28 protein-coding genes are annotated in these 24,003 nt (G+C 67.1%); 13 read left to right on the forward strand and 15 right to left on the reverse strand.

Annotation, left to right across the window (positions count from 1 at the left end; all coding sequences use genetic code 11):
- The first annotated feature begins 4 nt into the window (after window positions 1-4).
- The 11 genes from ACEU5R_RS00565 (at window position 5) to ACEU5R_RS00615 (ending at window position 9,236) form a co-directional block, all read left to right on the forward strand.
- Entirely contained in the window at window positions 5-1,186 is a 1,182-nt protein-coding gene (locus ACEU5R_RS00565; protein WP_016452531.1) for a thiolase family protein, read from the forward strand.
- Entirely contained in the window at window positions 1,183-1,983 is an 801-nt protein-coding gene (locus tag ACEU5R_RS00570) for an enoyl-CoA hydratase/isomerase family protein (RefSeq protein ID WP_016452532.1), read from the forward strand. Before ACEU5R_RS00565 ends, ACEU5R_RS00570 begins: the two co-directional genes overlap by 4 nt.
- Window positions 1,984-2,012: 29 nt before the next feature.
- Window positions 2,013-2,795: an SDR family NAD(P)-dependent oxidoreductase gene (locus ACEU5R_RS00575; protein ID WP_016452533.1), complete on the forward strand. Its 783-nt coding sequence runs from the start codon at window positions 2,013-2,015 to the stop codon at window positions 2,793-2,795.
- 147 nt (window positions 2,796-2,942) lie between these two features.
- Window positions 2,943-3,674: a glutathione binding-like protein gene (locus ACEU5R_RS00580; RefSeq protein ID WP_016452534.1), complete on the forward strand. Its 732-nt coding sequence runs from the start codon at window positions 2,943-2,945 to the stop codon at window positions 3,672-3,674.
- The gene (locus ACEU5R_RS00585) at window positions 3,671-4,279 is read left to right on the forward strand and encodes a 2-hydroxychromene-2-carboxylate isomerase (protein ID WP_016452535.1); all 609 of its coding nucleotides are present in this window, start codon (window positions 3,671-3,673) and stop codon (window positions 4,277-4,279) included. The genes ACEU5R_RS00580 and ACEU5R_RS00585 overlap by 4 nt, the downstream gene beginning before the upstream one ends.
- Window positions 4,280-4,334: 55 nt before the next feature.
- Window positions 4,335-5,525: an ABC transporter substrate-binding protein gene (locus ACEU5R_RS00590; RefSeq protein WP_016452536.1), complete on the forward strand. Its 1,191-nt coding sequence runs from the start codon at window positions 4,335-4,337 to the stop codon at window positions 5,523-5,525.
- 16 nt (window positions 5,526-5,541) lie between these two features.
- Window positions 5,542-6,309 (forward strand): ABC transporter ATP-binding protein, encoded by a 768-nt coding sequence (locus ACEU5R_RS00595; protein WP_016452537.1) that lies wholly within the window; start codon window positions 5,542-5,544, stop codon window positions 6,307-6,309.
- Window positions 6,306-7,022 carry an ABC transporter ATP-binding protein gene (locus ACEU5R_RS00600; protein ID WP_016452538.1) on the forward strand — a complete coding sequence of 239 codons (717 nt, stop codon included), beginning with the start codon at window positions 6,306-6,308 and terminating at the stop codon, window positions 7,020-7,022. Before ACEU5R_RS00595 ends, ACEU5R_RS00600 begins: the two co-directional genes overlap by 4 nt.
- A gap of 19 nt (window positions 7,023-7,041) precedes the next feature.
- On the forward strand, window positions 7,042-7,914 hold the full coding sequence (locus ACEU5R_RS00605) for a branched-chain amino acid ABC transporter permease (protein WP_016452539.1): 873 nt from the start codon (window positions 7,042-7,044) through the stop codon (window positions 7,912-7,914).
- A gap of 11 nt (window positions 7,915-7,925) precedes the next feature.
- Window positions 7,926-8,921: a branched-chain amino acid ABC transporter permease gene (locus tag ACEU5R_RS00610; protein WP_197488159.1), complete on the forward strand. Its 996-nt coding sequence runs from the start codon at window positions 7,926-7,928 to the stop codon at window positions 8,919-8,921.
- Between the two features lie 9 nt (window positions 8,922-8,930).
- Window positions 8,931-9,236, forward strand: a complete 306-nt coding sequence (locus tag ACEU5R_RS00615) for a hypothetical protein (RefSeq protein ID WP_016452541.1) — start codon at window positions 8,931-8,933, stop codon at window positions 9,234-9,236.
- Here the strand turns inward: ACEU5R_RS00615 and ACEU5R_RS00620 are convergent.
- The 9 genes from ACEU5R_RS00620 to ACEU5R_RS00660 all read right to left on the reverse strand — a co-directional run bounded on the left by ACEU5R_RS00620 (window position 9,229) and on the right by ACEU5R_RS00660 (window position 16,605).
- Entirely contained in the window at window positions 9,229-11,211 is a 1,983-nt protein-coding gene (locus ACEU5R_RS00620; protein ID WP_016452542.1) for a relaxase/mobilization nuclease and DUF3363 domain-containing protein, read from the reverse strand. The genes ACEU5R_RS00615 and ACEU5R_RS00620 overlap by 8 nt on opposite strands.
- 436 nt (window positions 11,212-11,647) lie before the next feature.
- Window positions 11,648-12,235, reverse strand: a complete 588-nt coding sequence (locus ACEU5R_RS00625; protein ID WP_016452543.1) for a S26 family signal peptidase — start codon at window positions 12,233-12,235, stop codon at window positions 11,648-11,650.
- Window positions 12,232-12,756 carry a DUF2840 domain-containing protein gene (locus ACEU5R_RS00630; protein WP_016452544.1) on the reverse strand — a complete coding sequence of 175 codons (525 nt, stop codon included), beginning with the start codon at window positions 12,754-12,756 and terminating at the stop codon, window positions 12,232-12,234. The genes ACEU5R_RS00625 and ACEU5R_RS00630 overlap by 4 nt, the downstream gene beginning before the upstream one ends.
- A complete protein-coding gene (locus ACEU5R_RS00635; protein WP_016452545.1) occupies window positions 12,753-13,016 on the reverse strand; it encodes a hypothetical protein in 264 nt (87 codons plus the stop codon). The genes ACEU5R_RS00630 and ACEU5R_RS00635 overlap by 4 nt, the downstream gene beginning before the upstream one ends.
- Window positions 13,013-13,651, reverse strand: coding sequence for a ParA family partition ATPase (gene parA / locus ACEU5R_RS00640; protein WP_016452546.1), 639 nt, complete (start codon window positions 13,649-13,651; stop codon window positions 13,013-13,015). Before parA ends, ACEU5R_RS00635 begins: the two co-directional genes overlap by 4 nt.
- 253 nt (window positions 13,652-13,904) lie before the next feature.
- Entirely contained in the window at window positions 13,905-14,753 is an 849-nt protein-coding gene (locus ACEU5R_RS00645) for a replication initiator protein A (protein WP_016452547.1), read from the reverse strand.
- A 26-nt stretch (window positions 14,754-14,779) separates the two neighbouring features.
- Entirely contained in the window at window positions 14,780-15,070 is a 291-nt protein-coding gene (locus tag ACEU5R_RS00650; RefSeq protein ID WP_016452548.1) for an AlpA family transcriptional regulator, read from the reverse strand.
- Between the two features lie 83 nt (window positions 15,071-15,153).
- A complete protein-coding gene (locus ACEU5R_RS00655; RefSeq protein WP_016452549.1) occupies window positions 15,154-15,915 on the reverse strand; it encodes a DUF2285 domain-containing protein in 762 nt (253 codons plus the stop codon).
- Between the two features lie 342 nt (window positions 15,916-16,257).
- Window positions 16,258-16,605 (reverse strand): DUF2958 domain-containing protein, encoded by a 348-nt coding sequence (locus tag ACEU5R_RS00660; protein ID WP_016452550.1) that lies wholly within the window; start codon window positions 16,603-16,605, stop codon window positions 16,258-16,260.
- A 223-nt stretch (window positions 16,606-16,828) separates the two neighbouring features.
- Between ACEU5R_RS00660 and ACEU5R_RS00665 the strand changes: the two genes are divergently transcribed.
- A complete protein-coding gene (locus ACEU5R_RS00665; RefSeq protein ID WP_016452551.1) occupies window positions 16,829-17,122 on the forward strand; it encodes a helix-turn-helix domain-containing protein in 294 nt (97 codons plus the stop codon).
- Window positions 17,123-17,486: 364 nt separating this feature from the next.
- On the opposite strand, the gene ACEU5R_RS00670 is transcribed toward ACEU5R_RS00665, so the two are convergent.
- On the reverse strand, window positions 17,487-17,801 hold the full coding sequence (locus tag ACEU5R_RS00670; RefSeq protein WP_016452552.1) for a DUF736 domain-containing protein: 315 nt from the start codon (window positions 17,799-17,801) through the stop codon (window positions 17,487-17,489).
- 523 nt (window positions 17,802-18,324) lie between these two features.
- On the opposite strand from ACEU5R_RS00670, the gene ACEU5R_RS00675 reads away from it, so the two are divergent.
- Entirely contained in the window at window positions 18,325-19,161 is an 837-nt protein-coding gene (locus tag ACEU5R_RS00675; protein ID WP_200874531.1) for an AAA domain-containing protein, read from the forward strand.
- 237 nt (window positions 19,162-19,398) lie between these two features.
- On the opposite strand, the gene ACEU5R_RS00680 is transcribed toward ACEU5R_RS00675, so the two are convergent.
- From ACEU5R_RS00680 to ACEU5R_RS00700, 5 genes are all read right to left on the reverse strand, one after another.
- Entirely contained in the window at window positions 19,399-19,611 is a 213-nt protein-coding gene (locus ACEU5R_RS00680) for a hypothetical protein (protein ID WP_016452554.1), read from the reverse strand.
- A 255-nt stretch (window positions 19,612-19,866) separates the two neighbouring features.
- Window positions 19,867-20,919, reverse strand: a complete 1,053-nt coding sequence (locus tag ACEU5R_RS00685) for an MBL fold metallo-hydrolase (protein ID WP_016452555.1) — start codon at window positions 20,917-20,919, stop codon at window positions 19,867-19,869.
- A 9-nt stretch (window positions 20,920-20,928) separates the two neighbouring features.
- Window positions 20,929-21,762 carry an SDR family NAD(P)-dependent oxidoreductase gene (locus tag ACEU5R_RS00690; protein WP_016452556.1) on the reverse strand — a complete coding sequence of 278 codons (834 nt, stop codon included), beginning with the start codon at window positions 21,760-21,762 and terminating at the stop codon, window positions 20,929-20,931.
- Between the two features lie 16 nt (window positions 21,763-21,778).
- The gene (locus ACEU5R_RS00695; RefSeq protein WP_016452557.1) at window positions 21,779-23,383 is read right to left on the reverse strand and encodes an AMP-binding protein; all 1,605 of its coding nucleotides are present in this window, start codon (window positions 23,381-23,383) and stop codon (window positions 21,779-21,781) included.
- Between the two features lie 11 nt (window positions 23,384-23,394).
- Entirely contained in the window at window positions 23,395-23,988 is a 594-nt protein-coding gene (locus ACEU5R_RS00700) for a carboxymuconolactone decarboxylase family protein (RefSeq protein ID WP_016452558.1), read from the reverse strand.
- Window positions 23,989-24,003 lie beyond the last annotated feature (15 nt).

The raw sequence follows: 24,003 nt of genomic DNA on the forward strand, positions 1-24,003 counted from the left end.
CCACATGAATGACCATGAACCCGTGATCGTCGGCGCGCTGCGCACCCCCGTGGGCAAGCGCGGCGGGCGCCTGCAAAAATGGCACCCCGTCGATCTGATGGCCGAGACGCTGCGCCAGCTGGTCGAACAGTCCGGCGTCAACCCCTCCGATCTGGACGACGTGATCGTCGGCTGTGTGCTGCAGTGGGACCAGCAGCATGGCAACCTGGCCCGCCATGCCGTGCTGGCGGCGGGGCTGCCCGAATCCGTCCCGGCTGTGACGGTGGACCGGCAATGCGGCTCCGGCCAGCAGGCGGTGAGTTTTGCCGTGCATGGCATCCAGGCGGGGGCCTACCAGCTGGCCATCGGCGGGGGGGTGGAGTCGATGTCGCAGGCGCCGCTGCCGCCGTCGTTCAAGCCCGGCGCGCCGCTGGGCGCGCAATACAGCCCGCGCGAACTGGCGCGCTACCAGGACAACCCGCTGATACCGCAAGGCGTTTCGTCGGAGTTGCTGAACTCGCGCTTCGGCCTGACCCGTGAAGTCCTGGATGCATCCGCCGTGCGCAGCCACAAGCGCGCCGCCGAGGCGATTCAGGCCGGTCGCATCAAGGATCAACTGGTGCATCTGACCGAGGACCCGGCCGACCCGAACAGCCCCGTCGTCGCCGCCGACGAGGGCGTGCGCGCCAACCCCGACCCCGAGAAGCTGGCCACGCTGAAAGCCGTGTTTGCCGCCAACGGCACCACCACCGCCGGCAACTCGTCGCAGATCAGCGACGGCGCCGCCGCACTGCTGATCGCCAGCCGTGCCTATGCCAAAAAGCATGGCCTCAAGCCGCGTGCGCGCTTCGTCAGCACCGCCGTGGCCGCCGCCGACCCGGTGATCCAGTTCACCGCCGTGCTCGACTCCACCCGCAAGGCATTGAAGGAATCGGGCCTGACCATCAACGACATCGACCTGTTCGAAGTCAACGAGGCTTTCGGCGGCGTGCCGCTGATGTTCCAGCAGGAATTCGGCATCCCGGACGACCGCCTGAATGTCAACGGCGGCTCGATGGCCATTGGCCATCCGCTGGGTTCCACCGGCGCGCGCATGCTCACCGACCTGCTGTACGAACTGGAGCGCCGGGGCGGCCGCTATGGCCTGCAAACCATCTGCGAGGCTTCGGGCACGGCCAACACCACCATCATCGAGCGGCTTGCATGAGCGGGGCCACCATGAGCGAAGCCAGTGAAGTGCTCGTCAGCCGTGACGGCGCCGTCGTCACCCTGACCATCAACCGCCCGCGTGCGAAGAACAGCCTGAACCGCGCGGTGTTCGATGGCCTGTCCGCACAGCTTGCGCAACTGCGCGACGACGATGTCGTGCGGGTCGTCGTCATCACCGGCGCCGAGGGCGTGTTTTGCGCGGGCGCCGACATCACGGCCTTTGAAGTGCTGCGCGCCGCGCCGCTGCTGGGCGACCGCTCGGCGACCGGCTGGGACTTCTTTGCGGCGCTGGGGCGCTTCCCCAAGCCCGTCATCGCGGCGGTGGAAAAGGTCGCGCTGGGCGGCGGCACGGAACTGGCGCTGGCCTGCGACATCGTGATCGCGGGCGAGTCCGCCAAGTTCGGCGTGCCGGAAGTCAAGCTGGGCGCCATCCCCGGTGCGGGCGGCACCCAGCGCTTGATTCATGCCATCGGCAAGTCCAAAGCCATGGCGCTGTTGCTGACCGGCGATTTCATGGATGCCCGCAAGGCTTGCGACGTCGGCATCGTCGCCGAAGTGACGGCGGACGGCCAGGCCCTGCCGACGGCGTTGGCGATGGCCAGCCGGATTGCGGCCAATTCGCCGCTGGCCGTGGCGCTGGCCAAGGATGCGGCCCTGGCCAGCTTTGAAACCCCGCTCGCGCAGGGCCTGGAGCATGAGAAGCGCAATTTCGTTGTCGCTTTGCGTTCGGCCGACAACCTGGAAGGGCAAGCGGCATTCCTGGGCAAGCGCACCCCCAAATTCACCGGCCAATAACGCCTGTCTGTCATCTTCAAGGAAAAACCATGCAACTCAATTCCGGCATTTCTGCCGTCATCACCGGGGGGGCTTCCGGCCTGGGGGCCGCCACGGCCCGGCGTTTGGCCAGCCATGGCGTCAAGGTCGCCATCTTCGACATGAACGAAGCCGTCGGCCAGGCGTTGGCCAGCGAGCTTGGCGGCGTTTACTGCAACGTGGACGTAACGTCCGAGGAGCAGGTGGACGCAGCCTTCGCCAAGGCCCGCGCCGCGATCGGGCAGGAACGCGTTTTGGTCAACTGCGCCGGCACGGCCGACGCCGTCAAGACTGTCAGCCGCGATCGGAAAACGGGTGAGATCCGCCCGAGTGCGGTGGATCGCTTCAACCGCATCGTGCAGATCAACCTGGTGGGCACGTTCCGCTGCATTGCCAAATCGACGGCGGGCATGCTGGCGCTGGAACCGCTGGCCGACGGCGACCGCGGCGTCGTGGTCAACACCGCTTCGGCCGCTGCGGTGGACGGCCAGGTCGGCCAGGCCAGCTATGCCGCCAGCAAGGCCGCCGTCATGGGCATGACCTTGCCGATCGCACGCGACCTGATGGACGAAGGCGTTCGCGTCAACACCATCCTGCCGGGGATCTTCGGCACCCCCTTGCTGCTGGCCCTGCCGGACAACGTCAAGCAAGCGCTGGCGGCCAGCGTGCCCTTTCCCAAGCGTTTGGGCGACCCCGATGAATTCGCGCAGGCCGTCGAGTTTCTGGTCACTTGCGGCTACATGAACGCCGAGTCCATCCGCGTGGATGGGGCCCTCCGCATGGCGCCGCGCTGACGCCTTGAACCCTCGAAGAGCTGCGCATGATGTCGTCAACCCGAGAAAGCCGCGCGACGGGAGCCTGGAATGTCAGGGGGCCGGCCACGGGTGACTGCAAGTCATGGCGTGATGTCGATCCGCAGCTCGCCAGGAGCGTCATTCGCCATGATTGACCTGCATTACGCACCGACACCCAACGGCTGGAAGATCTCCATCCTGCTTGAGGAACTCGGACTTCCCTATACGGTGACTCCGGTCAACATCCGCGCTGGCGAGCAATTCAAGCCGGAATTTCTGGCGATCAGCCCGAACAACCGCATTCCGGCCATAGTGGACCATGCGCCGCTCGACGGCGGCGGCCCGCTTTCGGTGTTCGAGACCGGCGCCATCCTGGTCTATCTGGCCCAGAAAACCAACCGCTTCCTGCCCACGGATCTGCGCGGCTTCACCCAAACCATGCAATGGGTGATGTGGCAGGTGAGCGGACTGGGGCCCATGCTCGGCCAGCATGGTCACTTTGCGCTGTATGCGCAGGAAAAGATCGCCTACGCGATCGAGCGTTACCGCGACGAAGCGGCGCGGCTGTATCGCGTGCTCGATACCCAGCTCGGCAAGACCGGCGCCTATGTCGCCGGCGCCGAGTACGGCATCGCCGACATCGCCTGCTTTCCCTGGGCCATGACCCACAAGGCGCAAGGCTTCACGCTCGACGATTTTCCCCACATCAAGCGCTGGTACGCCAGCGTGCGCGCCCGGCCGCAAGTGCAGGCGGGACTGGCGGTCGGCAAATTCGAGAAGGAGCCGCTGGACGACGAAGCAAGAAAGAACATGTTCGGCCAGAAGGCCAAGGAGATGGCACACCGCATGTCGCCCAACAACCAGCGAGAAACACCATGATCGAATTCTTCTTCGACTGCTCCAGCCCCTGGACCTATCTCGCCTTCCACAACATCCAGCCGCTCGCCGACGAACTGGGCGTCGAGGTCACATGGCGGCCCATCCTGGTCGGCGGCATCTTCAACACGATCAATCCGACCGTCTACGCCTCGCGCGAGACGCCGGTGCCGCAGAAGGCCCGCTACCTGAAAAAGGATCTGGCAGATTGGGCCCGCTCGACGGGGCTTGCGATCAAGATGCCGCCGACGGTGTTTCCCGTCAACAGCGTGAAGGCGATGCGCGGCTGCGTCTGGCTCGGCAACGACATGGTGCCGTTTGCCCGCGCCATATTTGAAGCCTATTGGGGCGAGGACCAGGACATCTCGCAGGATTCGGTGCTGACCCATGTGTGCCAGCGCATTGGCATCGATCCCGCCCCATTCTTTGCAGGCATCGGCGAGCAGGCGATCAAGGATCAGCTCAAGGCCAACACCGATGAGGTGGTCGCGCGCGGCGGCTTTGGCTCGCCGACCATCTTTGTGGACAAGACCGACATGTATTTCGGCAACGACCGCATGCCGCTGATCCGCGAAGCCGTGCTGCGCCTGCAAGGGAAGACGGCCTGATACCGCAAGCAGGGTTCACCCATCCATTCATCTCACCACCACCACAGGAGACATCATGCAAAAAAGACAATTCATCACCATGCTTTCCGGCGCCATGCTGACCGGCGTTTCTGGCCTGGTCCGCGCGCAGGGCGCAGGCACCCCGGGCGTGACGGATCGCGAGATCAAGATCGGCTCGACCGGGCCGCTCAGCGGCCCGGCCGCAGGCTATGGCGTCGTCGGCAAGACCATGTCTGCATGGTTTGACCTGGTCAACGCCGAGGGCGGCGTGAATGGGCGCCAGCTCAAGCTGGTGCTGGCCGACGATGGCTACAGCCCGCCGAAAACCCTGGAGCAATCGCGCCGCCTGGTGGAGCGCGATCAGGTGGCTTTTCTCGCGGCGCAGATAGGCTCGTCCACTGGGCTGGCGTCGCGCAGCTATCTCAACAACGCCAAAGTACCGCAACTCTTCGTTTCGTCCGGCTCTGCCACGTGGCTGGATGATGCGGCTAAGTTCCCCTGGAGCATGGGCTGGCTGCCCCTGTACACCGACGAAGGGCGCATCCTGGCCAGGCACATCCTGCAGACGCGGCCCAACGCGAAGATCGCCATGTTCTACCAGAACGACGACGCCGGCAAGGATGTGCTGCGTGGCGTGAAGGAGGTTCTGGCTGCCGCCGGGAAGAAGCTCATCAGCGAAGAGTCGCATGAAGTGTCGGATCCGACGGTGGACTCGCAGATCGTCTCCATGCATGCCTCGGGCGCGGACGTGCTGGTGGCGTGGGGTTCGCCCAAAGCCACCCTCCAGTCGCTGCGCAAGACCCACGACATCGGCTGGCGCCCGGCCATCTACATCAACCCGAGCGCATCTTCGGTGCCCGCGGTGCTGACTCCGGTGGGGCTGGACAAGGTCAAGGGCATCATGAGCGCCGCGTTCCTCAAGGATCCGAGCGATCCGACCTGGAAGGACGACCCTGGTGTCCTGGCCTGGCATGCCTTCATGGACAAATACAACAAAGGCGCGGCCAAGGAGTACCTCACCGTGCTCGGTGCCTGCCTTGGGCAAGTGACAGTGCAGTTGCTCAAGCAGTGCGGCAACGACCTCTCGCGCGAGAACATCATGCGGCAGTCGCGCCGCCTGGACATGGATTTGCCCATGATGCTGCCGGGCCTGCGTGTCAAGACCAGCGACGCCCGCCCTCACCCGATACCGGACATGCGCATCCAGCAGTTCGACGGCACGAGCTGGAAGGTGATGCCGTCCTGACGGGGCGAGCGCAGCGATGGAACCCATTCTTTCCGTACGCGACCTGACGATCCGCTTCGGCGGTGTCGTCGCGCTGGACGCCTTCTCGATGGACGTGCCCGAGGGCTGCATCTTCGGCCTGATCGGGCCGAACGGCGCTGGCAAGACGACCTGCTTCAACTGCATCAGCGGCCTGTACCGGCCCACCCACGGCAGCGTGCGCTTCGGCCAGGCCGAGTTGACGCGCCTGCCGCGCCACGGCGTGGCACGGCTGGGTCTGAGCCGCACCTTCCAGAACGTGGCGCTCTACCCCTCGCTCACGGTGCGCGAAAACGTGATGGTGGGTGCGCACGCGCGGCTGCCGGTGTCGATGCTGGGTGCCGCGCTGCGCTCGCGCGCCGTCCGTGCCGCCGAGGAAGAAATCGCGCACTCGGCTGACGCGGCCCTGGCCACGCTGCGGCTGTCCGACTATGCCGACCGGGGCGTGGCGGAACTGCCGGTGGGCATCCAGCACCGCGTGGAAATCGCGCGGGCGCTGGTGACGCGGCCCAAGCTGCTGCTGCTTGACGAACCCGCCGCTGGCCTCACCGCTGGCGAGGTCGATGAACTGCGCGACGTGCTGCTGCGCCTGCACGAGGAATTGAAGCTGACCATGGTGATCGTGGAGCACAACATGCGCTTCGTGATGAAGACCTGCTCCGACCTCGCGGTACTGAGCTTTGGCCGCAAGCTCGCCCAGGGCTCGCCCGAGGAAGTGGCCAACAACGACGCCGTGCTCGATGCCTATCTGGGAGGTGTGCTGTGACCCAACGGCTTGAAATCCGCAACCTCGCGGTGGCCTACGGCCGAACGGCGGTGGTGCATGGCATCGACCTGCACGTGCAGGCCGGCGAGATGGTGGCGCTGCTCGGCGCCAACGGCGCGGGAAAGACCTCCATCCTGCGCGCCATCAGCCACCAGCAGGTGACTGCCAAGGGCACGCTGCGCTTCGAGGGCCAGGACATCATCGACATGGCCGCGCCCGCCATCGCCTCGCTGGGCATCGCCCACGTGCCCGAAGGGCGCGGCACCTTTGGCGACCTGACGGTGCTGGAAAACCTGCGCGTGGGCGCCATCCACCGCCGCGACAAGGACGGCATCGAGCAGGACATCGCCCGGATGCAGACGCTGTTTCCCAAGCTGTCCAGCCGCGCGAAGCAGGCGGCGGGCACGCTCAGCGGCGGCGAGCAGCAGATGCTGGCCATCGCGCGCGCGCTGATGACGCGCCCCAAGATGCTGCTGCTGGACGAGCCTTCGTTCGGCATCGCGCCGCGCGTGACGCAGGAGATCTACGAACTCCTGCACCAGTTGCGCGAAACCGAGCACCTCACGGCGCTCATCGTGGAGCAGAACGCCCAGGTCGCGCTGAACCTAGTCAACCGGGCCTATGTGCTCGAAAGCGGGCGCGTCACTGCCCAGGGCACCGCAGCCGAGCTGCGCGAAGACGACGCCGTGCGCCGCAGCTACCTCGGCCACTGATCAAAAAAGGTTCATCACCATGCAAGCATTCCTTCACCAGATAGCTTCGGGCCTGGCGGCGGGCGGCATCTATGCCAGCCTCGCCATCGCGCTTGTGCTCATCTATCGCTGCACTTCGTCCGTCAACTTCGCGCAGGGCGAACTGGCGATGTTCTCCACCTATATGAGCTGGGCGTTGGTTCAGGCGGGCGCATCATGGTGGGTGGCCTTCGCCGTCGTGGTCGTGGGTTCCTTCCTGCTCGGGCTGGCGCTGGAACGGGTCATCTTCCAGCCCCTGCGGCACAAGCCGGTGCTCTCGGTCGTGGCGGCCAGCATCGCGCTGCTCATCATCTTGAACAGCCTGGTCGGCTGGCTGTTCGGGCATGAGATGCTGGAGTTCGCCACGCCGTTCGGTGGCGTCCTCAGCCGTGCCGAACCCTATCTGTCGGCCCACGAGGTCGGCGTTCTGCTCGTCACCCTGGCCGAACTGGCGGCGGTATTCGCGTTCTTCCGCTTCACCCGGTTCGGCCTGGCGATGCGTGCGGTGGCGGTGAACGCGCCGTCGGCGGAACTGTCGGGCATCAGCACCAACAAGGTGCTGGCCGTGGGCTGGGGTCTTGCAGCGGTGGCCGGTGCCGTGGCGGGGCTGATGGCCGCGCCCATCGTGTTCCTGGAGCCGTCGATGATGATGGGGCCGCTGATCTACGCACTGGCGGGCGCGCTGCTGGGCGGCATCGCCAGCCCTGTGGGCGCCGTGGCCGGGGGCTTCGCCGTCGGGGTACTGGAGAACCTGCTGGGCGCCTACGTGGTCGGCAACGACCTGAAACTGACCTGCATCATGCTGTTGATCATCGCGATGCTGGTCTTGCGGCCCGCCGGTATCTTCGGCAAGACGGCCCAGGTGAGGGTGTGAGCATGAGTACCATGAACGCCCCACTCAACATCCGCCCGGCGGCATCGCCCACCTGGTTGCGCTGGACGGCCTCGGTGGTCGGGCTCGCGCTGCTGGCCTGGTCCTTTAGTTGGCAAAGTTATCCGTTGTACGTGATGACGCAGGTGCTGATCTATGGCATCGCCATCATGGGCCTGAACCTGCTCACCGGCTACACGGGCCAGATCTCGCTCGGCCACAGCGCCTTCTTCGCCATCGGTGCCTATACTGCGGCGGTGCTCTCGCATCACCTGGGCTGGCCATTCTACGTGGGCGTGCCGGTGGCGGCGCTGTTGTGCTTCGTGGCGGGTTTCCTCTTCGGCTTCCCGGCGCTGCGGCTGCCCATGCTTTATCTGGCGCTGTCCACCTTCGCGGTGGCGGTGGTGACACCGCAGGCGCTCAAGTGGAAAAAGATCGAGTGGCTGACCGGCGGCGTGGCGGGGATCGTCCTGGAAAAACCTGTGTTCCCAGGAGTGCTGGCCGACCGGGCGGACTGGGCCATCATGGCCTGCGTTGCGGCCTGCGCGCTCTGCGCCTTCCTGCTGGCGCGGCGGATTCTCGGCTCGCAGTTCGGCCGCCTGGTGGACGCCTCGCGCGACCAGCCGCTCGCGGCGGCGGCGGGCGGGCTCGACATCACCGCCCTGCGCACGCAGATGTTCGGCCTCAGCGCGGCGTTCACCGGCCTGGCCGGTGCCCTGAGCGTGGTGGCGGGCCAGTTCGTCGCGCCCGAGAACTTTCCCTTCCTGCTCTCGGTGTCCCTGCTGGTGGGCAGCTTCGTGGGCGGGGTGCGCAGCCTGTGGGGCGCCTTCCTGGGGGCTGCCTTCATCGTGCTCACGCCCAACTTGGCCGAGAGCGTGTCGCAATCCGCGCCGTGGATGATCTTCGGCTTCGCACTGCTCGCGGTGGTCTTCCTGGCCCCCAATGGCTTGAGCGGCTGGATCACCAGCCTCCGGCGCAGGCGTGCAAATTCCTCATCCGCCCAGTCTTAGATGCTTTCCATGCAGCCCGTCTTCGTCGCTGGCACGGGCATGACCCGTTCCGGCAAGCACATTGACTGCGGTCTCAAATCGCTCACCGCCGAGGCGATTGGCGAAGCCATTGCCGATGCAGGCATCACCCCGTCCCAACTGCAGGCGCCCCACATGCGCAACGCCGCTGCTGGTGTCATGGCCGACCAGGTGCTGATCCCCGGAAAGGTGGCGTTGCGCGGCATGGGCATCAGGCGCATTCCGGTCGTCAACATCGAGAACGCTTGTAGACGCATCCTTGCAGTGGGTGCTCGATATGCTGCTGGCTTCAGATAACAGATAAGCCCTGTTGCCGTCGGATTTGCCAGGATACGCGGCCGTCATGTACCTGCGCAGAAATCGGCATACCGAGTCGTTGTTCGATGACAGGCCTCCATGGCACCAGGCTGAACCCCATGCCGTCATCGAGCATGGCGTAGCGCCCGCTGGCCAGCATGACGCTGCGGCGGTAGATGCCCGCCACGCGCTGGCCATCGGCCACGGGCCGATGCTCCAGGCCAGTTTCGGCGGCCAAGTCCTTCGCGGCATGCGCTACATCCCGGCTGCGCAGCGTTGCCAGCAGATTGCGCGCCAGGATGACGCGTTGGCCGCGCCGCTCGGCCAGCCCCTGTTCGGCCAGGAAGTCGGTGCGCTGTTGCATTGCCTGCTTGGCCTCACCGCCAAAGCCCAGGTCGCCCAGGCCAGAGCCGCCGCCGATCAACTGCTGGTCAAGCCAGGTGGCCCCGATCACGCGGGCCTGCCGCTCGATGGGCAGGTGCGATTTCAGCTCCACGGCCACGCCGCCCAGGCGCTGCGCGTCGTAGCGACGGCCCTGATCGGGCAGGTCGCCCGGCACCTTCCATAGCCCTTCGGCCACGCGCTCCACGATGCCTGCCCGGCGCAGGGCTTCCAAGCGCCGGACGTGGGCCGCGACGACTTCCTGCGGATCGCGGCCCGGCACGGCCTGGCCCTGCGCGATAGCAAGGTGGTGGTCGGTGCGGTACAGACCATCGCTCGCCAGCACGGCGATGTTCTTGTCGGCCGCGCGCACGTCGGCCGATCCCTTCACCTCCACCACGGCGCCGGTGGGATAGTTCGCCAGCTCGTCGCGGGTGTTGAGCGCGACGTAGTGGGCCTTGCCGTCCACCCCGTCGATGACCAGATAGCCACGGTCGCGCAGCTCGTCGGCCAGCCCCTTCGCGGCTACGCGGCCGAGAATGGTTCGGCCATCGTCGCCCGGCTCGAACACCGCCAGTTCGCGCGGCTCGCCGCGCATGGCACGCTGCATGGTGCGGATGATGTCGCCACGCTCGCCCAGGGCGCGCAGGGTCTTCTCGGCATCGGCATGGACGGCCCAGGTGCCCGGCTGCGTCTCGTCGGCCAGCCCCAGGCGCTGCAAGCGTTGCAGGCGGCCGATCAGCAGCAGGCGTTGGCGTTGCAGCTTCGGTTCGTTGAAGCGTTCGATCTGCACCCGGCCGTCTTCGCCGGCCTCGCGTTTCAGCGTGCGATCCAGGCTCGTCCACCGCTCCTGCTCCACCTCGCGTTGCAAGGTCTGCTGGATCTCCAGTTCGGTGCGCGGCCCCAGCCATTCGGTCGCCAGCTCGGATGCGCGATGCCGAAAGCCATCGGCGATGTAGTCACCCGCGATGATGAGGTCTTTGCTGGTATCGTCGCGCCCGCGCACGATCAGGTGGGCGTGGGGGTTGTCGGTGTTCCAGTGATCAACGGCCACCCATTCCAGCCGTGTGCCCAGGTCAGCTTCCATGCGGTTCATCAGATGCCGTGTATAGGTGCGCAGGTCTTCCAGCTCCGCGCCGTCCTCGGGCGAGACGATGAAGCGGAAGTGATGCCGGTCGTCGGCGCAGCGTTCCTTGAAGGCGTCGAGGTCGGCGGTATCGGTCTGCGGCCCGTAGGCTTGGCCTGGCTCGCCGTCGCGGCCCACGCCGTCGCGCTCGATGTAGCGTAGGTGCTTGGCGAGCGATTGCGGGCTGGCCCGCTGCTGGTTCACCAGTAGGGTCTTGATGGTCACGCGCCGCGACATGGGTGTCAGCTTCGCGCCCGCAAACCGCGCCGCCGTATGGCCGCGCCCCAGGCGTGAGCCGGGCCGCTGGCCGGTGGCCTTGCCGCCGACGGCCGATGCCGGACGGCGCACCGAGGACTTGCCGCCACTGGCCTTGCCGGCCTGCTGGAGCACCTTGGAAACGAAGCCCTGGCCGCGGTTTTTTGGCGCGCTGGGGCGGATGTGGAAATCGTCGTCGCGGCGGTTGATCATGACTTCTCTCCCTGAAAGCTGGGGCGTAGTCCGTCGTGCGAAGCACGCGAACAAGCCCATATCGACGCGGGCCACGCGCCACAAGCAGCACGGCGGCGAAGCCGCTGCGTGCCGCGCCACCCCCACGTGCAGACTGGCTTTGCGGGCCGACAGGTGCCGCCCCCTTTTGTCTTGCCTTCCGCATTTGCCTCCCGCATCCGCTCCAGGCAACTGCGGCCCGGCGGCAAGGCTGCACCGGCAGCCAGCGCACCGGCGAACACGGCGATGGCCGCAGGCCATCCGTGTTCGAGACAAGACGCCTGCACGTGGGACGGCTGCGCCGGAGGCAGCGTGAAGTGCGGCGCGGATGCGCTCGCACTGCATGTGCGACGACACACGGAACGCCGCCGGAACGACACGCCCGATAGCACGATGATGCACAGCGAATCAGCGGCCATCATGGGCGCGACTCCAGCCAAACCGGGCGCGCAACGCCAACCACGGCGGCTGCGCTGACCGGCCCGAAATACCGGCTGTCGAAAGACGCCGGATTGGTCGCGCTGAGCAGGAACAGCTCGCCAGGCTGAAGGCGACGGCACTGCTGCCAGGATGGCAGCGGCCGGCCCCAGCGATCGGCAGGCAACACGGCGGCTGAAGGCACGCCGTCGATGCGGACTTTGCCGTCAGCGATACACACCTCTTGCGGCGCCATCGCGCCCACGCGCTTGAGCAACGGGATGCGCGTCGGTAGGTAGCCGCGCTGCGCAGCCAGCGCGGCGGCCTCGGCGGGCAGCGGCACCAACACGATGCTACCCACGGACAACGGACGTGGCGGCGAGCTGGTGCGATGGTCGAGCGGATCGACGCGATACCATCCGACCGCCACGCTGTCGGATGGGTTGTAGGTCAGGCGCGGCAGCGGATGCACGAAGGACGCCCAGGCAAGCGCAGCGAGGCCGCAGGTGGACAGGCCCGCCAGCATGAGGCGAGCGCGCAGGCGCGAGCGTGGATGCGTGACAGCAGTGGGAACAGAAATCGTGCTCATGACAGCGCCCTCACGGCCAGCCAGGCGGCGTGCCGCTCGGCGCTGTATTCGGGCAGCGGCAAGCGCGCCGCGAGCCGGTTGCCCAGCGTGCGCCAGTACGCGGGCGAGGCGGTAGCAGGCGTGATGCCCAGCGCTTCGATGCCGTCGATGCGTTCCAGCACGGCACGCACCGATTGCTCACCCTCGGCGTGCAGCAACAGGCGCGCGCCCGGCTGCACGCCGGGGATGCGCTGCGCGCCATCCATCGGCATGCACGCCTGCATCACCATGAGCTGCCAGCGGATCGTGCCGTAGTCGTTGGCCTGCCAGCGGATGCGGCAGAGAACCGCGTTCGGCGTGAACACCGCGCAGCGACGCCAGCGGTCGAATCGGATGATGCGCGAGGGATCGCCGAAGCGCAGATAGAGGTCGAAGCGTTGGTCGATGTAGGCGAGCGCAACGCGCGTCAGCGGCACGCCATCGGCTCGGCCGACTGGCGGGGCAGATGACGTCGGCAATGCTGTCGAAACGGGTGTGATCATGGAGACTTCTCCGGGAATTCCCGCTTCAGCAGCGCGCGCAACAGATCAGCCACCGTCACGCCTTGCGTGAAGGCCGATACCTTGATGCGCGCCCGCATGGCGGGCGTGATGTCGAGGGTCAGGCGGGCCGTGTAGAGGTCGCCTTTCTGGAGGTCATCGGCGCTGCCCTGGCGAATCCACGCCTCGGCGTGCGGATTCGCGGGCGGGCGCGCGCCGATGCCCACGCGCTTGCCCGTGCGTTTGCTGGCGGGACTGCTCATGACGGCCACCGCAGCAGTTCGTCCACCAGCGCGGTGATTTCGCTGGCGGCGGCGCTGTCGGGCGCCGTCTCGCGCGCCAGTCGGCCAGCGGCCACGCTGTCGGCGAACACGATGCGTTGATGCACTTCCGCGCGCAGCGCGGGCAGCGGCTGCTCGGCCAGCGCTCCGCGTGCTTCGCGTCCGATCACCGTGGTGCTGACGCGCCGGTTGATGACAAACGCCGCGCGCAGCGCAGGCCGAAACACCTGCGCCTCGCGGATCAGCGCCACCATCTCGGCACTGGCCCACAGGTCGTAGGGACTGGGCTGCACGGGAATCAGCACCCGCTCGGCCGCCAGCAGCGCGGAGCGCGCCAGCGCCGCGATGCGTGGTGGCCCGTCGATGACGACGTGATCGGCCCGCCTGGCGAGTTCTGGCGCTTCCTGGTGCAGGGTTTCGCGAGCAAGGCCCACAGCGCTGAACAGCCTTGGCAAGCCTTGCTGGCTGCGGCGCTGCGTCCAGTCCAGCGCGGAGCCCTGCGGATCGGCATCCAGCAGGACGACGTGCTGGCCGCGCATCGCCAGCTCGCCGGCGATGTGCGTTGCGAGCGTGGTCTTGCCCACGCCGCCTTTCTGGTTGAGCAGCGCGACGATCATGGCCTGGCCCTCCGCGTTGGAAAGCCCGGCTGTTGCCGCTGCGCTTCGCGTCCTGTGGCGGTTGTCCACCGAGACGCGGCGCTGCTACTACCAGTTAGAGTATTTAAGTTAGGGAAGTTAAGGGAGACCGAAACCCGCGCCAGCATTGGCTTTGCGGCCGATGGACACGCCTGATAGCACGATAGTCCCACGCCCGATAGCACGATACCTGGCACGCCTGATAGCACGAGCCCGTCCACAGGACGCGCACCGTTTATCCCCGTGCCGTGGACGGCACGGGACGCCCTGGCCGGAAGGTCAGCAGCTCGGCGCCATCCAGCCGTTCGATGCCCAGGACGTAGCCCGGCAGTGACTGCCGCGCGACCAGCGCACGCAGGTCGCAGGCAAAGTCGTAGGGCTTGGCCGTGCTGCCCGACTTGCGGTACAGGTGCTGGAAGTCGAACTGCCACCCGCCCGGCTGCCGCCCACCGTGCTTGCGCACCAGGCGGTACAGCCAGCGCTCGATCCCGCCCGTCAGCCGGAAGTACGCCGGGTCGATGGTCAGCACCAGGGCGGCATCGAGCACGCCCGCATAGAACCAGTCCGGCAGGATCAGCTCCAGTCCCAAGGGCGTTCCCCTGGCATCGGCCAGCTCCTTCCACTCGTTGATCCACGAGAAGCGGTGCAGCCGCCTTCCCGTGGTCTCCCGGATGGACGTGGCCACCGTCGTGGATTGCAGGCGATCCAGCGCGGCCTTGAGGCGCTGGTAGTCGCGCAGCGATGTACCGCGCCCGATGAAGCGCAGGATCTCGTAGGGCGTGGCCTGCATCAGCCGCGACGGGCGCAAGCCCGCGTCGCGCGCCTCCACGATCTGCGAGGCCGCCCAGATCAGCACGTCGGCATCCCAGATCGTGGCGATGCCGTGTTCCTGCGTGCCTTCCACGCGGATCGTGATGCCGCCGGCCTGAAAGTCGATCGGCGTCGTGCGCCGCGACTTCGCCAGCGAGAAGAACGGAAAGGCCATCAAGTCCTGGCTGTCGCGCGGCGCCATGTCGCCCGGCAAGGCGCGAAACAGATCGAGCTGTTCGCGCTCCTGCCTGACTGCCCCGGATGGGCTGAACATGGCGAAGGCCACCCGCGCGCCAGTGATCAGCGCGCACGGCTGTCCGCCGAGTGCTGCTCGGCGTATTCGGGATCGGACGTGCTCTCGAAGCTGCGCTCGGCGGCCCAGGCATCGAGGTCGGCCACGGCGTACATGACGCGGCGGCCGAACTTGCGGAACTTGGGGCCGCCACCCAGCACGCGCTGCTTTTCCAGCGTGCGCGGCGACAGCCGCAGGTAGTCGGCAGCCTCGTCGTTGGTGAGATAACGCTGCGGCTGTGCAGCAGCGGCCGGGGTAGCTGCGGGTGCGGCGGCAGGCCGCAAGGGAGCAGGACGCATGGTGAGAACCTCCATCGGTTGCAGGGCTCCGGCCACACAGCGCAACCGGATGGAGGCAGTCTCAGAAAACGAAGCGCTCCTGCTCAGGGTCGTTTTGCGTCCTCTTCAAAACGACCCTTCTCAAGCGGCGCAAGCTGTGCTAGGCGGCGATAGCCGCCGCGCATCAGCGCATCGCCGCGCCGCACCAGGCGGCGCACCTTGGAGCGCAGGCCGCCGTCGCTGTACCAGCCGGCCGCGGCGTCCGCACCGAACAAGCCCTCGGCCACGTCGCGCAAGGACGCGCCCGCCAGGGTGGCGTCGAGCGCCTGCAGGGTGTGCAGCTCCAGCAGCGCCGCAGGGGGCGGTCGGGGGCGAGCCATCGGCGCTGGCGTGTCAGGCACGTGGGTGGCCCCACGGCCACGGTAGGCATGGGCCACGGCCATGCCGTCCTCAAGGCCAGGCGCCAGCGCATAGCGCTGGCAAAGGCCGGGGCTGCGCGCGATCAGCGCCAGGCCCTTGCCGTCGTGGAGCAGTTGCTTGTGGCCGGGAATGCGCCAAAACGCGAACGGCTCGGCATCCGGTGGCGGATCGGCATCGGGGTGAAGCTGCACCACGGCCTCATGGCCGGGGAGCCAGGCCGGATGCGCGTCACGCGCGTCCAAGGCCGGGTCTTCCAGCAGACGCAGGCCCCAGCGATGCGCAGCCTCATGCATTGCTTGTGCTTGGCGATGACGGCGCAGCCAGTCGAGCCGGTAGTCGGGATGGCGACGCAGGTACTCCCAGGCCAGTGCGAGCGTGTCCAGGCACAGGACGTAGAGGTAGGCGGCGGTCGGATACCAGTGCGCGAAGTGGTGCGGCTCGGCCATGACGCAAGCTCCCGTAGAGCAGGACGGCCGTCACCGGTTTCACACGCAAACGTCACCGCATCAAACTTGCATCCAATCGTGAATAAGCTGGTAGATTGGTAACTTGCGTGTCAAGACGAAATGCATCGGATGGGTTGCATGGATCGTCTGAATGCGACGGTGGCGCGCGAGGACATACGCGCCTCCTGCGATATCCACCGTGCCCGATGCCACGGCCGGCATCATGACCGATTGCGCCACGATGGCACCGATTTGGTGCGATAGTGCGGACTAAGACCGGACGGGTCTGGAGCAAGACCGAAATAGTCTCAATGCGCCCGGCTTGGCCTGGGCGCGAACGGCTCAATCGAGGATGGAGCCGTTCTCCTGGGCCAGCCGCAGGTACTCCGACAACGGGCGCACCGCCCGGAAATACCGGTCCCGCATCACGGGCTGTTTGCTCGGCCCGACGATGGATGCGAGGTCGGACAGCTTGATCTCGCCTAGCTCGGGCATGCCGATCCCCAAGTCGATCAGGCCATGGGCCGTATCGCCGTCGGCGGGGTCGAGCGACACCAACAGCCAGGTGGCGTGTGCATCCGGCGTGAACAGCCGCACCACGGGCAGCGGGTCGATGACCCGGCCAGCGGCGCGGGCTTGGCCGTGTTCCAGCAACAGCCTGCGCTCGTCCTCGGTGATGAGCTGGTTCATGGGCGTCCCCTCATTCGCACAAAACCGCCGAAGCGTGAAAGCGCAAAACCGCATTGGCGGGTTTGTGGAAAGGCACGGATGCGGCTTTGCGCTTCTGTGAGAAGCCGCAGATACGGATTTCCGTAAAAGCACAAAAGCGGCAGGCAGGCATAGTTGAACACTATAGATTGTAGCCCTATAGGGCGCAATCGGCTGTCATCTTGGATTTTGGGGAGATCCAGGGTTGGCAGCGAAACATACATTGTCGGAGGCACTAAAGACCATCAGGAAAGCGCGTGGATTGAGCCAGGAGGCGTTCTCCGACGTGTCCAGCCGCACCTACATGAGCACGCTGGAGCGCGACCTCAAAAGCCCCACCCTGAACAAGCTGGCCGAGCTGTGCGAGGTCATGGAGGTGCACCCGCTCACGCTGCTGACGCTGGCCTATGCCGGCGACGACCTGCAGCAGGTTGATCAGCTTCTGGTGCAGGTGCGCCAGGAGTTGGAGACTGTGGCGAAGAAGAGTGACACGCCATAGCGTGCGACGTTGCTGGCGTGGCCGATCCGGCTCAGCCGGTTCGGGGACTGCAGGGGCGCCAAGCATCGCGCGGCGGGGATAGGCCACAGGGCTTTCCCCAGGAGGCAAGCGAAGCGCGCAGCGCCGCAGGCGCGAAGGCGTGAGGGATTGCAGCCGGATGGCCGTGACGGCGAAGTCGGCACGGGGCGCAGCCCGTAAAGCCCGGCGGTGCAACGCACCGACACGCCCGGCCACCGCTTGCGGCGGGCAACTCAACACATGCGAAAGCCGCTCGACACGGCGCAGCCTTGGCGATGGTGTTGCCTCCTTGAAGTGCCGCGAAGGCAGCACAGCGCCCCGCCACGTGGGCGGGGCGCTGTGGCGGTCACGCCGCCTGGGGCTTGCTGCGCGACCAGATCAGGTCGTGCGTGCCGTCCTCGCCTTCGATCAGGCGGGCATAGACCGTGGCCGGGAACGAAGGATCGTCAAGGGTCACGGAGATGTACTCCCGCCCGGCCTCGCTGGTCTTCTTCCACGCCGCGCCGATATCGTGGCTGGCGGCCTGCAGGCGAAAGTCCGGGGCCTTCTCGTTGTCCCCCTTGTCGTTGGGCACCAGCTTGACCTTGACGTTGAGCGTCAGGGTGCGAAGCGTGCCGGTGTAGCCGTCTTTGTCTGCGGTGAAGCTGCCGATGTTGGCCATGATGAAACTCCTTTTGGTGGAACAAGGTTCGCGCCCATCGCGTCCTTGTTGTGATCCGGCCGGCGGGGGACGGGCGGGCTGCACCGCTTGCGGTCGAAACGCAGTGGAGAGCCGGGAGGCGAAAAGAATTTGCTGCGCGAGGAAGCCGCGCAGCGGCGGGGAAATTGTTTTCGCTGGACGGTTGCAGCCATGAAGCCCGAGGCGCAGCCGCGCCCCCGCCAGGATTCACAACAACACAAGGACGCCTTGGGCCGAACCGCACCGAAAAGAGACAGGGCCGACTCGGCATCCCCGCACGAAGGCTGCACCGGCTCGCCCACTGACGCGGGCCGGGTCAACCACCCGACGACAAGCGAGAACGCCCCGGCCGCACCTTGCGGCGCCGGTCTTGAGGCGTGGCGTGGAAGCTCCATGGCGATGCCGGGCGGGATGTCCGTGAACCGTCCTTCGTGACGTGATGGGCGAGAACCGCCAGCGTTGAGGACGGCACGCATTCGTACAACCTGCCGCAGTAAGCGCCAGCGTGTTCGCCAGCGCCTCGTCCATCGTGGCGGGGCGTTGGCCGGGTCGATCCGGCATCGCCGGTTCGGCGGTATTTGAGGGGCGCCAAGCTCGCGCGGCGGGGATGTCCGACGCAGTGCTGGAACACATGCGCACGCGCTACCGTGTCGATGCACATTGGCTCCCCAACCGACAATCCGCGCAAACCTTGGCGGACCAGGCTACTGCGTGGGGCCGCATGGCGGGACCGGCCGACAGCAAGACGTGGGTGGGGTTGCCGTTGGCCGTGCACCGGCGCTGCGACAAGCCGATGCACGGACTGGCCAACCGCATCGCCTACGACGGTGCGATGGTGTACGGCACCATCGCACCGCGAGCCGACAAGGAAACCCCCGCCCGACTGCCTACGGGGTGGATTCACGCCAGTGGAACATCCGACGGGAACTGGGTGCCGGCTGAAGGAAAAGCCCTGCGGGCGCTGCTGGCCTTGCTTCATGAGGACGGAGTGAATGCAGCCGACATTTCGGTCATCACGCCCTTCAAGAATGTCCTGGAGAACCTCAAACGCTTGCTCGGCGACACGATGGTTTCCGGAACCATCCACACCATGCAGGGAAAGGAAGCGCCGGTTGTCATCATGGTGTTGGGCGGAAATACCGACGGTCCCGGCGCACGCGACTGGGCGGTCTCGGAGCCCAACCTGCTGAACGTGGCGGCAACGCGGGCGAAGCGGCGCTTCTATGTGATCGGCGACCGCAACGACTGGCAGAACCGCGCTCTGTTTTGTGATGTCATGGATCTCTTGCCGCTCCAGCGTCTTCCCGAACATGAAGCCGTGGCGATGACTCAACCTCAATAATTGTGCAGGCTGAGACCGTGCATGCACAGGTCATACTGGCGGCAAGCCTTGACTTCCCTGCAACTACCGAGTGTGCCGCCCGGCCACCTCCTGACACTGGCCCTGGACGGGCCAGTGCCCGAAGGCATTGCGCAATGCAGCAATGCCTTCGACACCGGGCGCGGCCACCGCCGCGCCCGGATTTTTGAAGCTCACCGCGCCTAGGGCGAAACGACCTAGGCGCGGTGCTGACGATGGTTATTCCTTTGTCTCAATGATCCACCACACGGCCCGCGCTAAGGCACGGCCCGTGATGGGATGAATGTCGGTGAGATCGGCTCGGGCCATCCAGCCCGAGGGCGGACGGTAACCGCGCACATCGCCCTCGCCGTGCCAGCGGCGGGCGCGTACCGTGCCGGGCGCGTAGACCGCCGCCATGCGCGGGCCACTGGTGATGTTGATGGTGGGCATGGTTCGGCTCCCTGCGGCAAAGCGCTCCGGCCTTGGCCCGGGCGCTTGCCTGCGGCATGGGTCAGGCGGCCAATGCCTCGGCAGGTTCATGCATCACGGTGGCTATTCTGGGCAATTAAAGTCGTAAACACCCACCCAGCATCCATGCGGCTGTTCGCAATGCCCAGCCAGGCCGCTGCCTATCTAAAGTCGTAAACACCAGCGTGGACTGCCCTCTCAATGAATGAGGTAGCTGAGGCCGGAGATGGTGCGGCCTCACGACTTCAGCTCATACCATGCGACGCCGCTCCCATCCACGGTGCACCCTACGGCGCTTTCCGCGATGAAGTAATTCATACAGGCCACGGCCTCGCCCGTGGCGAGACTCAGTTGCTGCCCGTCCTGCTCATCGATGGCACGGTGGAACAAGGCGGGGAACACGTCCACGATGCGCTGCGGCCCGCCCGTCAGCGACTGGCGCAGCCGTTCCAGCGCCCGCTCCTGACCGGCGCGCAGCGAGCCCAGGCGTTCGTGCAGCCCGTAGAAGGGTTCATTGTGCGAGGGCAGCACCAGCACATCGGCGGGCACTTCCCGCGCCAGCTTGTCCAGCGACTCGAACCACTCCTTGAGCGGATTGGCCTGCGGCTCGGTGGCGAACACCGACACGTTCGACGAGATGCGCGGCAGCACCTGGTCGCCCGCAACCAGCAGTTTCAGGCCGGGGCAGTACAGGCAGGCATGCTCCGGCGAATGGCCGCCGGTGGTGATGACCCGCCAGGCGTGCGCGCCCAACTGCAGCAGGTCGCCATCCTGCAGGCGCCGGAAGCTCTCGGGCAGCGCATGGATGTGCTTGCCGAAGCTGCCGAAGCGGCTGCGGTAGCCCTCGATGGCTGCCTCCGACCAGCCCGCGCGGCGGTGGAACAGCACGCCGTCGGGCGGCGCCTCGCGGTTCGTGTCGGCGTGCATCACGCGGCAGCTCAGGTATTCCAGGCGGCTCATGTGCAGCGGCACGCCAGCGCGGCGCGTGAACCAGCCTGCCAGCCCGATGTGGTCGGGGTGCATGTGCGTGGTGTACACGCCCTGCAGCGGTCGCGCCAGCGGCCCCTCACCCATCAGCGCCAGCCAGTCGGCCACGGTGGTGGGGTTGTTCAGGCCGGTGTCCACCAGCACCCAGCCATCGTGCGTGTCGATGGCCCAGACGTTGATGTGGTCGAGCCGGAACGGCATGGACAGCCGGATCCAGCGCACGCCGGGGGCGACCTCGACCGTGTGGTGCGACGCCGGGGGCTCGAAGGGGTAGGTCAGCGCGGGGGTGTCTGGCTTCGTCATCGCATCAGGTTATATGCCAGTGAGCCCGCCCGTGCACAGCAGGGTCTGGCCGCTCACGTAGTCGGACTCGGGAATGCAGAACAGGTAGGCCGCGCCGGCGGCCTCCTCGGGCGTGCCGGCCCGGCCCAGCGGAATGTTCCGCTCCATCGCTGCCATCAGGTCCGGGTTCACGCCCACCTTGATCTCGCGTCCCTCGACCTGGATGGCGGCGTCGGAATCGGCGGTGGCCTCGGTCATGCGGGTGCGGATGAGGCCGTAGGCCACGCAATTGACCGTGGTGTTCAGGCGCCCCCACTCCTTGGCCAGCGCCATGGTCAGGCCCACGATGCCCGCCTTGGCGGCGGAGTAGTTGACCTGCCCCGCATTGCCGAAGACGCCCGAGACCGAGGAGACGTTGACCACCTTGCGCACCACACGGCGGCCGGCCTCGGCGTCGGCCCGGCTCAGCGCGCGGACCACCGGCTGCGCCGCGCGCAGGATGCGGAACGGCGCGGTCAGGTGCACGTCGATCATCGCGTCCCACTGCGCGTCGCTCATCTTCTGGATGACGTTGTCCCAGGTGTAGCCCGCGTTGTTGATGAGGATGTCCAGCCCGCCAAACGCGCCGGTGGCCGTGCCGATCAGCCGGTCGGCGAAACCGGCTTCGGCCACGCTGCCGCAGCAGGCCACCGCCTCGCCGCCCAGCGCGATGATCTCCTCGCGCACGGCCATGGCGGGTTCGTCGTCGAGGTCGTTGAGGACGAGCCGGGCCCCTTCGCCCGCGAGCTTGAGGGCCATCGCCCGGCCAATACCCCGGCCCGAGCCGGTGACCACGGCCACCTTGCCGCGCAGTTTTTCCGACATGGTGTGCTCCTCCTGTTTACCGGGCGGGTGCCGCCTCGGCGTCGTAGGCGCCGGCGCTGCCTTGCTGGCGCAGGACGGCGCGCTGGATCTTGCCGGTCGCCGTCTTGGGCAGGCTGTCCATCTGGCGCAGGTAGCGCGGCTTGGCGAAGCGTGGCAGTTGGGCGCTGGCCTGGCGGACGATGTCCGCCATGTCCAGCGCCGCTCCCTCGCTGGGCACCAGGGCGAGCATCACCTCGTCCTCCCCGCCCGCGCCCTGCGCCGGAACGGCGTAGGCCGCCACTTCATGGACGCCGGGCAACTGGCCCACCACGACCTCGACCTCGGTGGCCGAGATGTTCTCGCCCCGGCGGCGGATGCAGTCCTTGATGCGGTCCACGAAGGTGATAAGCCCCTGTTCGTCCCGCGTGCCTGCATCGCCCGTGTGGAACCAGAGGTTGCGCCAGGCCTCGACCGTTTTCGCCGGGACGTTCAGGTAGCCCGCCATGAAGCCGAAGGGCACCTTGGGCCGCACCAGGATTTCGCCCACTTGCCCGGCCAGCACCGGCACATCGGTCTCGGGGTCGGCGATGCAGATCTCGAAACGGTCCTCGTGCGCCCAGCCGGCCGCGTTCGGCGCAGCGTGCCCGATGCGCCCCCAGATGGGAATGCCGACCTCGGTCATGCCGAACCCAGACAGCACGTCCTTCACGCCGAAGCGCTCGCGGAACACGGCCTCGTGCTGGGCCGGGTTGGGCGCGCTCAGGCTGGCGCGCAGGCGGTGGTCGCGGTCCTGCTCCGTGGGCGGCTGGTTGATGACGAACATGGCCGTCGTGCCCAGGTGGTTGGTCAGCGTGGCGCCGCTGCGGCGGATGTCGGCCAGCCAAGTGCTGGCGCTGAACCGCTGCTTGAGGAAGGCCGGTATGCCCGCCAGCACCGTCGCCCCCAGTTGCATGAACAGACCGTTGGCATGGAACAGGGGCAGGCAAATGTAGTACTTGTCGGCCTCGGTGATCTCCAGGCTGCGTATCGCCCCCAGCCCGAGCAGGGCGCAGTGGCAGTGCGGCATCAGCACGCCCTTACTGGGCCCGGTAGTGCCGGAGGTGTACATGATGCAGAAGATGTCCTCGGGCCGGGGCGCGGGGCCTTCCCACGGCGCGCAGGCGCTGCTGTCCATCCAGGCCACCTGCCGCCAGCGTTCGGGCACGGCGGCGGGCGCGTCGCCCACCACGACCAGGGTGCGCAGGTGGGGCAGCTCATCCGCCAGGCTGGCGACGTGCTCGACCAGCGCGGAGTCCACCACGATGGTGGCCAGTTGGCAATCGTTCAACTGGTGGCGGAGGAAGGAGGAACGCAGCTCGGTGTTGAGCATCACCGCCGTGGCCCGCAGGTAGCCGATGCCGAACGTGGTCGCCACCATGGCGCAGCTGTTGGACATGAAGACGCCAACGCGCTCTTCGGGCTGCACGCCCAGTTGGTGGTGCAGGAAGCTCGCAAACCGCTGGCTGCTGGTGAACGCCTGCCCCACGGTGAAGGCGATGCCCTGGCTGTCCTCCAGCCAGGGCGCTGCGGGGCGGCTGGCGGCCCATTCGCGCAGGGCATCGGTCAGCGTGCATGCGTGGGGTTCGTGGATGCGGCTGTACATGGCCTTCTCTTTCAGACTTCGAGATCCTGGAGCCAGGGAACGTGGGCCAGCGCCTCCGAGGGCATGGGCTCCAGCTCCGAGCCCATCAGGCCGTTCCAGCGATTGAACCAGCCGACCATGGCCACGCAGGACACGATCTCGACGATTTCCTCCTCGGAGAAGACCTGCCGGGCCTGGTCGATGGCCTGGCCCGGTTCGCGCACCGGCAGGCTGCCGCCTGCGGTGGCGATGGCCAGCGCCTTGCGCTCCTGCTCGGTGTACCGAGGGTCGTCCCGGTAGGACGGCAGCGCGGCCAGCTTGTCCCAGCCCACGCCCAGGTGGTGGGCGGCGTGGACGAGGTGCGTCGTCGTATAGCGACAGCGCGCACCGCGCGCGGCTTCCGCGGCGATCAGGAAGCGCAGCGCCTGGGTGAGCTGCCCGTCGCCGCGCAGCGTCACGCTCAACAGCTTGAGCAGCGCGGGCACCACGCCGGGTTTGCGCGCCATGGTCAGCAGCGCATTCGGGCGGTAGCCGACGAAATCCACCAGCTCTTCGAGCACGGGGTCGCGCGAGCGGGGGTCGCTTTCATGCAGGGGCGCGATGCGCGCGGCGGTGCGGGCGTTCATGGGCATGCCTTGGAT

Origin of the sequence: Achromobacter sp. 413638 (assembly GCF_043119405.1) — a bacterium.
Lineage (GTDB): Bacteria > Pseudomonadota > Gammaproteobacteria > Burkholderiales > Burkholderiaceae_B > Achromobacter.